Annotated in this window: 12 protein-coding genes and 1 riboswitch; of the genes, 3 read left to right on the plus strand and 9 right to left on the minus strand. The window is 73.9% G+C overall.

What is annotated here, in order from left to right:
- Nucleotides 1-164: 164 nt before the first annotated feature.
- Entirely contained in the window at nucleotides 165-1,007 is an 843-nt protein-coding gene (locus tag ACWCV3_RS24430; RefSeq protein WP_451227943.1) for a sulfurtransferase, read from the minus strand.
- A gap of 260 nt (nucleotides 1,008-1,267) precedes the next feature.
- Here ACWCV3_RS24430 and ACWCV3_RS24435 point away from each other — a divergent pair, with 260 nt between their 5' ends.
- The gene (locus ACWCV3_RS24435; protein ID WP_451227946.1) at nucleotides 1,268-2,047 is read left to right on the plus strand and encodes a VOC family protein; all 780 of its coding nucleotides are present in this window, start codon (nucleotides 1,268-1,270) and stop codon (nucleotides 2,045-2,047) included.
- A 224-nt stretch (nucleotides 2,048-2,271) separates the two neighbouring features.
- On the opposite strand, the gene ACWCV3_RS24440 is transcribed toward ACWCV3_RS24435, so the two are convergent.
- The gene (locus ACWCV3_RS24440; protein ID WP_451227949.1) at nucleotides 2,272-3,054 is read right to left on the minus strand and encodes an ArsR/SmtB family transcription factor; all 783 of its coding nucleotides are present in this window, start codon (nucleotides 3,052-3,054) and stop codon (nucleotides 2,272-2,274) included.
- 230 nt (nucleotides 3,055-3,284) lie between these two features.
- Between ACWCV3_RS24440 and ACWCV3_RS24445 the strand changes: the two genes are divergently transcribed.
- The gene (locus ACWCV3_RS24445; RefSeq protein WP_451227952.1) at nucleotides 3,285-4,745 is read left to right on the plus strand and encodes an MFS transporter; all 1,461 of its coding nucleotides are present in this window, start codon (nucleotides 3,285-3,287) and stop codon (nucleotides 4,743-4,745) included.
- Between the two features lie 184 nt (nucleotides 4,746-4,929).
- Here ACWCV3_RS24445 and ACWCV3_RS24450 read toward each other — a convergent pair whose 3' ends face one another.
- From ACWCV3_RS24450 to ACWCV3_RS24470, 5 genes are all read right to left on the minus strand, one after another.
- Nucleotides 4,930-5,580, minus strand: a complete 651-nt coding sequence (locus ACWCV3_RS24450; RefSeq protein WP_399571610.1) for a thymidine kinase — start codon at nucleotides 5,578-5,580, stop codon at nucleotides 4,930-4,932.
- A gap of 38 nt (nucleotides 5,581-5,618) precedes the next feature.
- Complete coding sequence (locus ACWCV3_RS24455) at nucleotides 5,619-6,809, minus strand: alkaline phosphatase family protein (protein ID WP_451227956.1); 1,191 nt, start codon at nucleotides 6,807-6,809, stop codon at nucleotides 5,619-5,621.
- Nucleotides 6,809-7,405: a DUF5998 family protein gene (locus ACWCV3_RS24460; protein ID WP_451227959.1), complete on the minus strand. Its 597-nt coding sequence runs from the start codon at nucleotides 7,403-7,405 to the stop codon at nucleotides 6,809-6,811. Before ACWCV3_RS24460 ends, ACWCV3_RS24455 begins: the two co-directional genes overlap by 1 nt.
- 1 nt (nucleotide 7,406) lies before the next feature.
- Complete coding sequence (locus ACWCV3_RS24465; RefSeq protein ID WP_451227962.1) at nucleotides 7,407-7,580, minus strand: hypothetical protein; 174 nt, start codon at nucleotides 7,578-7,580, stop codon at nucleotides 7,407-7,409.
- 228 nt (nucleotides 7,581-7,808) lie between these two features.
- Entirely contained in the window at nucleotides 7,809-10,610 is a 2,802-nt protein-coding gene (locus ACWCV3_RS24470) for a bifunctional acetate--CoA ligase family protein/GNAT family N-acetyltransferase (protein WP_451227965.1), read from the minus strand.
- Between the two features lie 184 nt (nucleotides 10,611-10,794).
- Between ACWCV3_RS24470 and ACWCV3_RS24475 the strand changes: the two genes are divergently transcribed.
- The gene (locus ACWCV3_RS24475) at nucleotides 10,795-11,076 is read left to right on the plus strand and encodes an HPr family phosphocarrier protein (protein ID WP_451227968.1); all 282 of its coding nucleotides are present in this window, start codon (nucleotides 10,795-10,797) and stop codon (nucleotides 11,074-11,076) included.
- Nucleotides 11,077-11,257: 181 nt separating this feature from the next.
- Here ACWCV3_RS24475 and ACWCV3_RS24480 read toward each other — a convergent pair whose 3' ends face one another.
- Together ACWCV3_RS24480 and ACWCV3_RS24485 are read right to left on the minus strand one after the other, a co-directional pair.
- Entirely contained in the window at nucleotides 11,258-11,941 is a 684-nt protein-coding gene (locus ACWCV3_RS24480; protein WP_451227971.1) for a GntR family transcriptional regulator, read from the minus strand.
- 184 nt (nucleotides 11,942-12,125) lie between these two features.
- Complete coding sequence (locus ACWCV3_RS24485) at nucleotides 12,126-12,869, minus strand: M23 family metallopeptidase (protein ID WP_451227974.1); 744 nt, start codon at nucleotides 12,867-12,869, stop codon at nucleotides 12,126-12,128.
- 12 nt (nucleotides 12,870-12,881) lie between these two features.
- Nucleotides 12,882-13,035: riboswitch (cyclic di-AMP (ydaO/yuaA leader) on the minus strand.
- Nucleotides 13,036-13,213 lie beyond the last annotated feature (178 nt).

The following is a 13,213-nucleotide window of genomic DNA, read 5'->3' on the forward strand; positions in this document are numbered from 1 at the left end:
CTAAGGGCTGTCCCGCAATCCCCGGCGGGCGCGCGACGACAGCTACGGCACCTCGCAGCGTTGTCGGATCGTCCACATACGCCCAGTATGCGGACGACCCTCCGCCTTGCGATGCACCGCATCCGACGCCGCGCGCTGATCCACCGTGGATTACGGGACAGCCCTTAGCGCGGGTCCGGCCCCAGCGCGACCGGGCGGGTCGGGTCGCCGGACCACTCCGACCACGAACCGACGTACAGCGCGGCGGGGATGTCCGCGATGGCCAGGGCCAGGACCTCGTGGGCGGCGGAGACGCCGGAGCCGCAGTAGACGCCGACCGGGGCGTCACCGGAGACGCCGATGGCCTTGAAGCGGTCGCGCAGGTCGGCGGCGGGGAGGAAGCGGCCGTCGGGGCCGGCGTTCTCCATGGTGGGGGCCGACAGCGCGCCCGGAATGTGGCCGCCGACCCGGTCGATGGGCTCCACCTCACCCCGGTACCGCTCTCCCGCGCGGGCGTCGAGCAGCACACCGGAGTCCGCGAGCCGGGCCGCGCCGTCCGCGTCGAGGACGCCGGCCGGCTCCGGCAGGGGCTCGAAGTCGCCCTGGACCGGGGTGGGCACGTCCGTGGCCTGCGGGCCCTCCCACGCCGTCAATCCGCCGTCGAGCACCCTCACGTTCGGGTGCCCCGTCGCGCGCAGCAGCCACCAGGCGCGGGCGGCCGCCCAGCCCTGGCCGCCGTCGTACACGACGACCGGGGTGCCGGCGGAGACACCCGCGCGGCGCATGGCTGCGCCGAACTCGGCGATGTCCGGCAGGGGATGCCGACCGCTCGGTCCGGGGGGCGCGGCCAGTTCCCGGTCCAGATCGACGAAGACCGCGCCGGGGAGGTGTCCGGACTCGTAGGCCGCGCGGGCGTCGAAGGCGGGAGCGTCCGGCGCGCTCAGCCGCCAGCGCACGTCGAGCAGTGTCGGCGGGGTGGGCCCGGCCATGTCCCGGGCCAGTTCGGCGGCGGTGATGATGACTGTCATGGCGCCATCCTCGCGCACGGGGTGGCCGCCACGCCCGGCTGCCACTACCCGGCTCGGCCGGACAGCGCCGGTCACACGGCGTACGGTGTCGGGCACACAGTGTGCGTCCGGCGGCACACGCCGGTCATCGCCCGGAGGGCGGACGGCGGCCGTCCGGACCTTCCGCCCGGACCGCGCGCCGCCACGTACCGGTGGCGGCACGGGGCCGCGGGGAGCGGATGCGACACGGCCCCCAAGAGGGACCGGAGGGAGAGTGGCGGATGACTCAGGTACGGCAGGCGGCGATCCCCCGGGCGACGCGGGCGCCCGGCGCACCCTGGCGGGTGAGCCTGCTGACACACCGGCCGGCCGCCGCCGAGGAGTTCTACGGCGCGCTCTTCGGCTGGGAGTTCGGGCCCGGATCCGGGCGTCGCGCGCGAGCCCTGCTGGACGGCCAGGAGGTGGCGGGCATCGGCCAGTCACCTCCGGACCGCCAGTTCCCGGCCGCCTGGACACCGTTCTTCACCTCGTCCGACATCGACCTGACAGCGCATCAGGTACGGCTCCACGGTGGCACGGTGGCCGTCGGACCGCTCGACTGCGCCGGGGAGGGCCGCACGGTCGTGGCCGCCGACCCGGCGGGTGCGGTGTTCGGTCTCGGCGAGTTCGCGGGCCCGTCCGCGGCGCCGGGTGAGGACGGACACGGGCTGCCGGTATGGACCGAGCTGATCACCTACGAGACCGGACGCGTCGTCAAGTTCTACGAGGCGGTGTGCGGCTTCGAGCGGGAGCCGGGGGCGGACGGCGTCGACCGGGTGACCCTGCACAGCGCCGGGCGGCCGGCGGTCGCGCTGCGCGGCGCGGGACGCGCGGCGCTCCGCGACCGGGGCGCCCACTGGCTCACCTACTTCCGGGTCGCGGACGTGGACCGGGCACTCGCCCGGGTGCCGGCGCTCGGCGGCCTGGTACGGGAAGCGGTCCGGGACACCGCGGCCGGCCGGTCGGCGACGGTGACGGACCCGCAAGGAGCGGTCTTCGCGGTGCTCCAGGCACCCGCCTGACGCACGCGCAGATGGTCGCATCGCCCGCCGGGACGAGCGGCGGGAACGGCGCGAGGTCCGCCAGAACCGCGTGCACGCCGGTGATCTCCTCCTACTTCTGCCGATGAGCCGGAGCCGGGCCCGTCGGAGGCGGGCGGCTCGTCATCGCTCGCCGGAGGAACCGAGGGGGTCCACCCCTCCGCAGGCGTCTACCGGTCGGCCGAGGTGGCGACGGGGCCGGGCGGTCAGTCCGCCGGACGCAGCCCGAAGGTTGCGGCCAGGCCCTCGGCGCCGGCCTCGGTCACATGGACGACCCGGGGGCTCGAGCCGTGGCGCAGCCAGCGCAGCTCGAAGAGCCGGGCGGTCAGGGCCGCGCCCACCGCCCCGGCGAGATGGTGGCGCTGCTCGCTCCAGTCCACGCAGTAGCGGATCAGGGGGCGGCGGGCCGGCAGCCGGGTCAGGTCGAGGCCGAACCGGACCAGCGTCCGCCGGCCGGTCTCGGTGAGCCGGTAGTCGACGTCGTGTCCGTATCCGGTCGCGCCGTCCCGCACCGCCTCGCCGGGCCGGTGGGTGCCGTCGTGCCCGGTCAGAAGGCCGCCCGCGAGCAGGGACTCCAGCAGGCCCACGCCCAGCCGTCCGGCGAGATGGTCGTAACACGTGCGGGAGCGGCGCAGGGCACCGGCGGTGCTGCTCTCCCGCAGGGAGGTGACCGGCAGGGGCGGCGCGATGACGGCCAGCGCCTCCAGGGCGAGGCTGATGTCGGGGCCGGCCAGGCGGTAGTAGCGGCACCGGCCCGCGCTCTCCATCGTGACCATGCGCGCCGCCACGAGTTTGCCCAGGTGGGCACTGGCCGTCGCGGCGCTCACGCCCGCCTCGGCGGCCAGCAGACCGGCGGGCAGCGCGCGGCCGTCGCCGAGCGCCTTCAGCATCCGTGCGCGGGAGGGATCGGCGATCAGCGCGGCGGCACGGGCGATGTCGGGCTGGTGGTGCACTCGGTCCCGGTTCCGACCGGTAGTCGTCCTGGCCATACGGCGAGCCTAAGGGCTGTCCCGCGATCCCCGGCGTGCGCGCGGCGGCGGCTACGGCGCCTCGCCGCGTTGCCGGATCGTCCGCGTACGCCCAGCACGAGGACGACCCTCCGCCTTGCGACGCACCGCATCCCTGCGCCGCGCGCTGCTGAACCGGGGATCACGGGCCGGCCCTTGGTCCGGTGACACTTCGACGGGTGACGAAGTTTCGCGGCCCGAGACTGGACCACATGCCCTCCACCGAGCCCTCCGTCTCGTCCGCGCAGGCGGCCGTCGCCGCCGCCCCGCCCCCGGTCGGGCCGCTCCCCTCGCCGGCGCCGCTCATCGCGCTGAGCCTCGGCTACTTCCTGGTGATGCTGGACGTCACGGTCGTGAACGTGGCCGTGCCCTCCATCCAGGGCTCGCTGCACGCAGGTCCGTCCGACATGCAGTGGATCGTCGACGGCTACAGCGCCTTCTTCGCCGGTCTGCTGCTGCTCGGCGGTGGACTCGGTGACCGCTTCGGGCACCGCACCCTCTTTCTCGCGGGCCTGGGAGTCTTCGCGGCCGCCTCGGTGGGCTGCGGGGTGGCGCCCTCGGCACAGGTCCTCATCGCGGCACGGCCGGCTCAGGGCGCCGGAGCCGCGCTCCTGGTTCCCGCTTCCTTCGCCCTGCTGCAGGCCGCCTATCCGGACCGGGCCCAGCGTGCCCGGGCGGTCGGCCGCTGGGGACTCGTCTCGGCGGTGGCCTTCGGAGCCGGACCCGCGGTCGGCGGCCTGCTGGTATCGGGCTTCGGCTGGCGCTCGGTGTTCTGGGTCAACCTGCCCGTGGCCGCGGTGGCGGTGCTGCTGACTCTGCGTCACGTTCCCGCCCCCACCGAGCGGGCCCGGCCCGGCCGGATGGACCCGGCCGGTCTGCTGCTCGGCGTGGCCGGGCTGCTCGGGGTGGCCGGCGGCCTCAACGAGGCGGGCACCGCGGGGTGGTCCTCGCCGGAGGTGCTGACGCTTTTCGCGGGGGGCGCCGTGGCCCTGGCCGCTTTCGTCGCCCTCGAACTGCGCCTGGAGAGGGCTGCCGCCCTGCGACCGGAGGGCAGGCGGCCGCTGCTTCCGCTGTCGCTCTTCCGCGAGATCCGGCTCACCGCGACGAACGTCATCGGCTTGGTGCTCAGCTTCGGCTACTACGGACTGCTCTTCGTCGCCACTCTGTACTTCCAGCAGGAACGTCACCTCAGCCCGCTGGCAACGGGATTCGCCCTGCTGCCGTCGGTCTGCATGGGCTTCCTCGCGGCGCCGCTGTCGAGCCGTCTGACCGCCCGCGGCGGCCCCTACCCGCCCATGGCCGGCGCGCTGCTGCTCGGCAGCGCCGGCTTCCTGGGCTGGCTGGCGGCCGGTCCCGACACGCCGTACCCCGTACTGCTCTTCGCGCTCATGGCCACCGGCCTGGCGACGCCCGTCACCGTCGTCGCCGCCACCGTCGCGATCATGGAGGCGAGCCCCGCGGAGAAGGCCGGGGTGGCGTCGGCGGTGTTCAACGTCTCCCGGCAGGTGGGCTGCGCCCTGGGTGTCGCCCTCTTCGGCACGCTCCTCGGCTCGACGGGCGGCATGACCGGCGGGCTGCACACGTCAGCGGTGATCGCGGCGGTGGCGTTCCTGCCGGCGTCGGCGCTGGCCGCGATCACCGGGCGCCGGACGGGCGTCACCCAGGCCCGCTGAGGCCACGGGAGACCGCCCGCGGAGCACGACTGCACCGAAGGGCGCGGTCCGCACACCGCCTCCTCCCGCGGCCGGTGCCCTCAACGGGGCGGCCTCGGGAATGCCCCGCGGCCGCACCTGGGAGAGGTGACGGCCACCGCGGGACATGCGGGCGGGCGGCGCCGCTGGTCCGGGCGAGCGGCCGTCAGCCCGAGGTCACCGGCAGGACGTCCGGGGAGAGGGCGCCGGCCTGGGCCCCGGCGGCGGTCATCCGGCGGCGGTGGTGGCGGCGGCACAGGACCTCGTAACCGATGGCCGTGGCGGGGCGGTTGACGTCGCCGACCACCACCTGCTCACCCTCCACGACCATCTCGCCGCCGACCGTGCGGGCGTTGTGCGTGGCGCGGGCGCCGCACCAGCACATCGCCTCCACCTGGAGCGTCTCTATCCGGTCCGCGAGTTCGATCAGGCGCTGGGAGCCGGGGAAGAGCTTGGTGCGGAAGTCGGTGGTGATACCGAAGGCGAAGACGTCGAGGTCCAGGTCGTCCACGACGCGGGCGAGCTGGTCGATCTGCTCCGGGCCGAGGAACTGGGCCTCGTCCACGATCACGTAGTCCACCTTGCCGCCGCGCGACATCAAGGCGACGACATGGCCGTACAGGTCCATGCCCGGCATCGCCTCCACCGCGTCCGTGACCAGGCCGAGGCGGGAGGACAGCTTGCCCTCGCCGGCACGGTCGTCCCGCGTGAAGATCAGGCCCTGGAGTCCTCGCGCCGAGCGGTTGTGCTCGATCTGCAGAGCCAGGGTCGACTTCCCGCAGTCCATCGTTCCGGAGAAGAACACCAGCTCGGACATGAGGGGTTGAGCACCTTTCGGCGAGTTGAGGGTCGGGGTCAGGAACGGACTTCGAGGAGGGGGACGAGCTGCTCGGCCGGGGTCATCGAGCCGTGGTTGCCGACCATCAGCGACTCCTTGGGCTCCCGCTCGGAGGCGGTGATCAGCACGTCGTCGTACGCGGCGGCGACCACGTCGCCGATCCTCGGGTACACCCGCTCGTCGACGTGCGGGCCGAACCAGCCGGCCTGGACCGCCTCGTCGCGGGAGGCGATCCAGAAGCGGTCGCCGAGGACCTCGCGCCAGCAGGTCAGTACGTCGTTGGCCGCGCCGGGCACCGCGTACACGTGCCGGGCTCGGCCCTCGCCGCCGAGGAGGGAGACGCCGGCGCGCAGCTCCCAGTCCTCGTCGAAGTCGATGCGGTGCTCCTCGTCGAAGGGGATGTCGAGCATGCCGTGGTCGGCGGTGACGTAGAGCGCGCTGCGCGGAGGGAGCTGTCCGGCCAGGCGCTGGGCGAGCCGGTCGACGTACATGAGCTGGCCGCGCCAGGTGTCGGAGCCGATGCCGTAGCGGTGGCCGGCACCGTCGAGTTCGGCGTAGTACGTGTAGACCAGCGAGCGGTCCCCGGCGGCGAGCTGCTCGGCCGCGAGGTCCATGCGCTCCTCGGCGGCGAGGCTGCCGACGAAGGTGCCGCCGCTGAGCGCGACCTTGGTCAGCGGGGTGTTCTGGAAGTGGGGCGAGGACACCTGGGCGGCGTGCACCCCGGCACGGTCGGCCAGCTCGAACACGGTCGGGTACGGCTGCCAGGCGTGCGGCGGGGTCCAGGGCTGCCACCGGAGCTGGTTCATCAACTGGCCGGTGTCTGGGTCGCGCACGGTGTAGCCGGGCAGGCCGTGCGCGCCGGGCGGCAGGCCGGTGCCGACGGAGCCCAGCGAGGTCGCGGTGGTCGCCGGGTATCCGGCGGTGAGGGGGCGGCCGGTGCCGCCGCGCGAGCTGCCGAGCAGGGAGTTCAGGAACGGCGCCTCGTCGGGGTGGGCGCGCAGCAGTTCCCAGCCGAGGCCGTCGACGAGGAAGACGCAGACCCGGTCGGCGGGGGTCAGCTCGGTGATGGCCGGGGTCAGACCGGGAACGCCCAGGCCGGCCGCGAGGGTGGGCAGCAGGTCGGCGAGGGAGCCGTGGCCGTACTCGGGCAGCGGAGCGGAGGACAGGGCGAGGGGTTCCAGGGCGTCCCAGGCAGCGGGCTGGGACATCAGCGGGTGACGTCCGCGGTCGCCTCGGAGATGGACTGCGCGAAGGCGAGCGCCTGGCGCACGGTCTCCGGGCCGTCCCCGGCCTCGCTCACCCGCAGGCTGAGGTCGTCGGCGGTGGAGCTGCCGGTGTAGCCGTGGTCGGCCTCGCAGTTCTGGTCGCCGCAGGCGGCGGGTTCCAGGTCGAGTCGGCTGACCGCGCCCCAGCCGATGGTGAGGACGACCTCGCGGGGCAGGGTGCCCGGCGTGTACTGCTCGGGGTTGGCCACGACCCGGCTGACCACGACCGAGGAGATGCGGCCGATCTTCACGGACTCGGTGGACGTGGTGGCGTACGGCGTCGGGGAGGTGCCGTCGGCGGCCTGCTCGTCGGTGTGGCTGACGATGAAGCGGTTGGCGGTCAGGACGAGGACGGTGACGTGGCGGCGGACCTCGTTCTGGTCGAACGTGGTCTCCTGGTGGACCAGGTACGACCGGACGGCCTCGCCGCCGACGGCGGCCTCCACCGCCTCGGCCACGAGGGCCGGGTAGTAGCCGCTGCGCTCGATCGCCGCGCGGAGCCCCTGGGTCGTCGTACTGGTCTTGGCCATGGGGTCCATCCTAATCCGTGACCAGGTGCACTCCGGGCCAGTCGGGACGACCCGGCACCTCCCGCCGGACCAGTCCCGGCCGTATCTCGACGCCGCCGGCCGCGACGAGGCAGGAGACCGGTCCGCCGCCGCCGTCGGCCTCGAAGGCCACGATCACCGGCGGCTCCTCGCCGGGGGACCGCACCGCCCGGGCCCGCTCCTCGGGCGTGGGCGGGACGGAAGACGGGGTCCTGGAAGGCGAACGGACAGGACACCAGGGCCGGGGAGGAAGTGCGCCTCCAGGCCCTGGTGGTGGGTGAGGTCGTGCCCGGCGGCGAGCCGGAACCGCCCGGCGTCCCACCGAGCACCTCCCGGTCCCACCGGCTCCCCCCGGGCGGCGCCCGGCCGGCGATCTCCGTCGGGCTCCCCCCCCTCAGTACGCCGGCAAGGTGCGCGGCCCCAGGTCGTTGCGGGCCGGCGGGGGGGCCAGGCGGATGGTGGCGTCGAGGACGGTGATGCCCCGCTGGGCCACCACTACGGGCTCCAGGGTGACGGCGACCACCTCGGGGTGGTCGTCGACCAGGCGGGAGACCCTCAGGAGGAGTTGTTCCAGGGCCGGGGTGTCGACGGGGGTGGAGCCGCGCCACCCGAAGAGGAGGGGGGCGGTGCGGATGGAGCGGATCAGGGAGGTGGCGTCCCGGTCGGTGACGGGGACGATGCGGTGCGCCATGTCGTCCAGGAGCTGCGAGGCCGCCCCGGCCAGGCCGAAGGACAGCACCGCACCGGCCGCCGGGTCGATGACCGCCCGCACGACGGTGTCCACGCCCCGCGGAGCCATGGCCTGCACCACCGGCCGCAGTTGCTCGGGCGGGCCGAACAGTTCGGTCAACTCGCCGTACGCACGCCGTAGTTGCTCCTCGTCCGCGAGATCGAGCCGGACCCCGCCCAGGTCGGCGCGGTGCCGCAGGTGGGGCGCGGTGGCCTTGAGGACGACCGGGTAACCGAGACAGCGGGCGGCGGACGCGGCGGCGTCCGGGGTGGGCGCGGGCAGCGCCGGCCGGACGTGGATGCCGTAGGTGGCGAGCAGCTCACGGGTGTCCTCGGGGCCGACGGCGAACCCCTCGCCGCGTTCCAGCAGCCCGGCGATGATCTCGGCGGCCTTGCGCTCGTCGATGTCGTCGTACTCCGGCACCTTGCCGGGGTCGGCGGCCTCCCGGCGCCACTGCCCGTACCGGACGGCCTCGGCCAGCGCGCGGACCGCGCGTTCGGCGGCGGGGTAGGCCGGGATCAGCCGGGGCCCGTCCTGCCGGGCGGCGCCGTCCGGCACCGGCAAGGGAGGCAGTACGGGCGCGCCCGCCTTCGGGGCGGTGCTGGTGGCGGCGGACAGCGCCTCCGCCAGCCCGCCCAGCTCGACGTGCACGACCAGCACCGGCTTGCCCGGCACCGCGGCGGCGGCCGAGCGCAGCGCCTCCGCCAGTTCGGCGTCGTCCGGCGAGCCCTCACCGATGGCGGGGATGGCGGTGACCACGACGGCGTCGCAGGTGTCGTCCGCGAGGGCGTGGGCGAGCGCCCGGTGGAAGTCGGCGGCGGTGGCGCCGGTGGTCAGGTCCAGCGGGCGGGAGGGCCGCAGCCCCTCCGCGAGGCAGCGGTCGTAGGTGAGGACGCCGAGGGACTCGGAGTTGCCGAGGATGGTGACGCGCGGCCCGGCGGGCAGCGGCTGGCGGGCCAGCAGCAGCCCGGCGTCGACCAGTTCGGTGATGGTGTCGACCCGGATCACCCCGGCCTGCCGCAGCAGCGCGGACACGGTGGCGTGCGGGAGCCGGGTGGCCTGTACGGCGTGCCCCTGCGGCGCGGATCCCGCGCCCTGCACCACGACGAGCGGCTTGGCGGCGGCGGTGCGCCGGGCGAGCCGGGTGAACTTGCGGGGGTTGCCGATGGACTCCAGGTACATGAGGACGACATCGGTGTCGGGGTCGTCGAACCAGTACTGGAGGAGGTCGTTGCCGGAGACGTCCGCGCGGTTGCCCGAGGAGACGAAGGTGGAGACGCCCGTGACCCCGGTGACCCCTCCCCCGCGCCGGTGCAACCGGGAGAGGAGGGCTATGCCGATGGCACCGGACTGGGCGAACATCCCGATACGGCCGGGCCGGGGCATCTCCGGCGCGAGGGAGGCGTTGAGCCGTACCTCCTCGGCGGTGTTGATGACGCCGAAGGCGTTGGGGCCGATGATCCGCATGCCGTAAGCCCGCGCCTGCCGGACCAGCGCCCGCTGGCGCTCCCGCCCCTCGGGCCCGCTCTCCGCGTACCCGGCGGACAGCACGACGAGTCCCTGCACCCCGTGTTCACCGCACTCGGCGACCACCGCGGGCACCACGTCGGCGGGCACGGCGACCACGGCCACGTCCACCGGGCCCTCGATCCCCCGGACCGAGCGGCGGGCGGGCACCCCGTCGATCTCGTGACAGTCTTCCGCGAAGGCGTTGTTGACCGCGTACAGCGGGCCCGCGTACCCCGCGGCCCGGATGTTGCCGAGGACGCTGCGGCCGACCCCGCCGGGCGCACGGCCCACCCCGATCACGGCCACGGAACCGGGGGCGAGCAGCCGCCGCACCGAGTGGGCCTCGGCGCGCTGCTCCCTCGCGAGCTGCACGGCCATCGAGCGGTCGGTCGGTTCGAGCCCGAACTCCAGCCGGACCACGCCGTCCTCGAAGCTGCGCTTCTGGGTGTAACCGGCGTCGGTGAACACCTTGATCATCTTGGTGTTGGCGGGCAGCACCTCGGCGGCGAAGCGCCGGATACCGCGCTCACGGGCGACGGCCGCGATGTGCTCCAGCAGCGCGGAGGCCACACCCCGGCCCTGGTGGGCGTCCTGCACCAGGAAGGCGACCTCGGCCTCGTCGGCCGGGGCCGAGGCGGCCATGCCGTCGGCGCCGATGCGGTCGTAGCGTACGGTGGCGATGAACTCGCCTCCGACGGTGGCGGCGAGCCCCACCCGGTCCACGAAGTCGTGATGCGTGAAGCGGTGCACGTCCTTGGCGGACAGGCGCGGGTACGGCGCGAAGAAGCGGTAGTACTTCGACTCGTCGGACACCTGCTCGTAGAAGCTGACGAGACGGTCGGCGTCGTCGGCGGTGATGGGCCGGATGCGCGCGGTACCGCCGTCGCGCAGCACCACGTCCGCCTCCCAGTGGGCGGGATAATCGTGCCGGTCCTGCCGGTCCGCCGGGGTCTGCATGGGCCCAGGGTACGGCTCGCACGGGCGTACGGCGCGAGGCGGTGCGCGGGACACGGAAGCCGGAGCGAGGCCGCGGCCCGACGGCCGGTACGGAGAGGTTCCGGAACGGTGAAGTGCCGCTCCGGACACGGTTCCCCGTGTGGGAAACTGGTCTAGACAACCTGAGACTGAAGGGCAGCATCACATGGCTGAGCGCCGCGTCAACGTCGGCTGGGCCGAGGGCCTCCACGCCCGCCCCGCTTCCATCTTCGTCCGAGCCGCCACGGCCACAGGCGTCCCGGTCACGATCGCCAAGTCCGGCGGCATCCCGGTCAACGCGGGCTCGATGCTGGCCGTCCTGGGCCTGGGCGCCCAGGGTGGCGAGGAGATCGTCCTGGCCTCCGACGCCGACGACGCGGAGGCCGCGCTGGACCGGCTGGCCAAGCTGGTCGCCGAGGGTCTGGACGAGCTGCCCGAGACGGTCTGACCCCGTTCTCGGCGAAAAGCCGCGTCGCCCCCTTCAGCGGGCGGCGCGGCTTTTCGCTTTCACGGGCGCGGCGTACAGGGGGGAGCACCGAACGGGGTGCCGTCAAAAATTGCCGGCACCCCGGAACAAGGCAGCACAATTACCCGGCACGCGAATATCCCCCTTGTATACAGCGCCCGTGTTAATTCCGGAGTTCCGCTGTGTTTACAGCATGTTGCGCGCGCCGGGCCCGGCTGGCGGCGGGGGTGCGCAACCGGTGGGCCGGGGTCGCGCGCTCGGTGTGCAGCGCCATGACCGCCCGCGCGCGTTCGCCGTCACCGCGTGCCACGGCGTCCACGATCGCGCCGTGCTCCGCCCAGGTCTCCGGCGGGCCGGCCGGGCTCTCCTCGACGTACATCCACGCGATCTTGTGGCGGAGCAGGGTGAGCGCCGAGGTCAGCGCGTGGCTGCCGCACGCCTGGGCGAGCGTCTCGTGGAACCAGCCGTCCAGCGCGCGCAGGTCGCCGCTGCCGCCGAGCCTCGCCCGCTCCCTGCCCAGTCCGACCAGGCCACGCAGCACCTTCAGATGGGCCTCGGTGCGTCGCTGGGCGGCCCGCGCGGCACCGAGGGGCTCCAGCAGCAGGCGCATCTCCAGCAGGTCGGCGGCCTCCTGTTCGGAGGGCTCGGCCACACAGGCGCCCGCGTGGCGCCGGGTGACCACGAAGCCCTCGGCCTCCAGCGTGCGCAGCGCCTCGCGGACGGGGACGCGGGAGACGCCGTAGCGGCGGGCGAGCACCTCCTCGGTGAGCCGGCCGCCGCGCTCGTGGGTTCCGGCGACGATGTCGTCCCGGATCGCCGTGCACACCGAGTGCGCCGGAATACGCATGACCCACCTCCGCCTCAATGCCCGTGAAACGCCGACCACAGCGCCTTTCCCGTGACTCTATGGCAATGCGCGAGGATTTCCGACGGCGTACCGAAATCCATGGCTGGTTTTTGGACAGCGTCCGCGGGAAAGTTCAGCGAAAAGCCCCGGCCGGGTTGGGCCGGGGCTTTCACGGGACCGGGGGTCAGACGTTCACGCCGTGCTTGCGGAGGTAGGCGACGGGGTCGATGTCGGACCCGTAGTCGGGGCCGGTGCGGGCCTCGAAGTGCAGATGCGGGCCGGTGACGTTGCCGGTGGCGCCGGAGAGGGCGATCTGCTGGCCCGGGATGACGCGCTGGCCGACGGTGACGCCGATGGACGACAGGTGGCCGTACTGGGTGTACATGCCGTCGGCCATCCTGATCACGATCTCGTTGCCGTAGGCGCCGCCCCAGCCGGTGGAGACCACGGTGCCCGCCCCGGCCGCGTGGACCGTGGTGCCGCTGGCGGCGTGGAAGTCGATGCCGGTGTGCGAACCGGACGACCACAGGGAGCTGGAGGACTGGTAGGCGGTGGAGACGTAGGAGCCGGTGATCGGCATGACGAAGGAGTTGAGACGCTCGCGCTCGGCCTTGCGGGCGGCGCGCTCCTTGGCCTCGCGGGCCCGCTCGGCGGCGGCGCGCTCGGCGGCCTCCTCGGCGGCCCTGCGCTCGGCGGTCGCCTTCTGGGCGGTGGCCTGCGCGGCGATCTCGTCGGCGAGGGTGTCGCTGACGGCGATGACGGGGGTGAGGCCGGTGTTCTCGACGGAGTTGTCCGCGGCGATCGCCGGGGAGGCCGCGAGGGTGCCGACGACACCGGTGGTGAGGGCCGCCACACCGGCCGCAGTCGCGGTGGTGCGCTTGACCCGGCCGGGCTTGCGGTGCTTCCCGGTGGCGCACATGAACGCCATGAGCAGGCTGTTCCTTTCCTTCCCTCTCGCCTACCGGGTTAGCTGACGGGTTCGGAGCAGGAAGGTCTCCTACGGCCGCCCTCGCTCGCGCGCGGGCGCCCGATTCACCCCAGGGACTGCGGTGGGTCCCCGGCTCCCCCTGCGGGGGACTCGGCGATGGCTGTCCGGTGCCGCGGGCGCGGCGCACTGCCTGACGAACAGCCCGGAAGAAGCTAAAGGGGACGGGAGCGGATCTTCAAACGGGTCCGGACTTTTGTAGCGCATCCCACACTCCAGAGGGGTAACCTCCGCCCCAATCCGGACATTTGACGACCGGCGTTCGATACGACTTCCGAACACGGATG

The sequence above is a fragment of the Streptomyces sp. NPDC001781 genome, assembly GCF_053596035.1.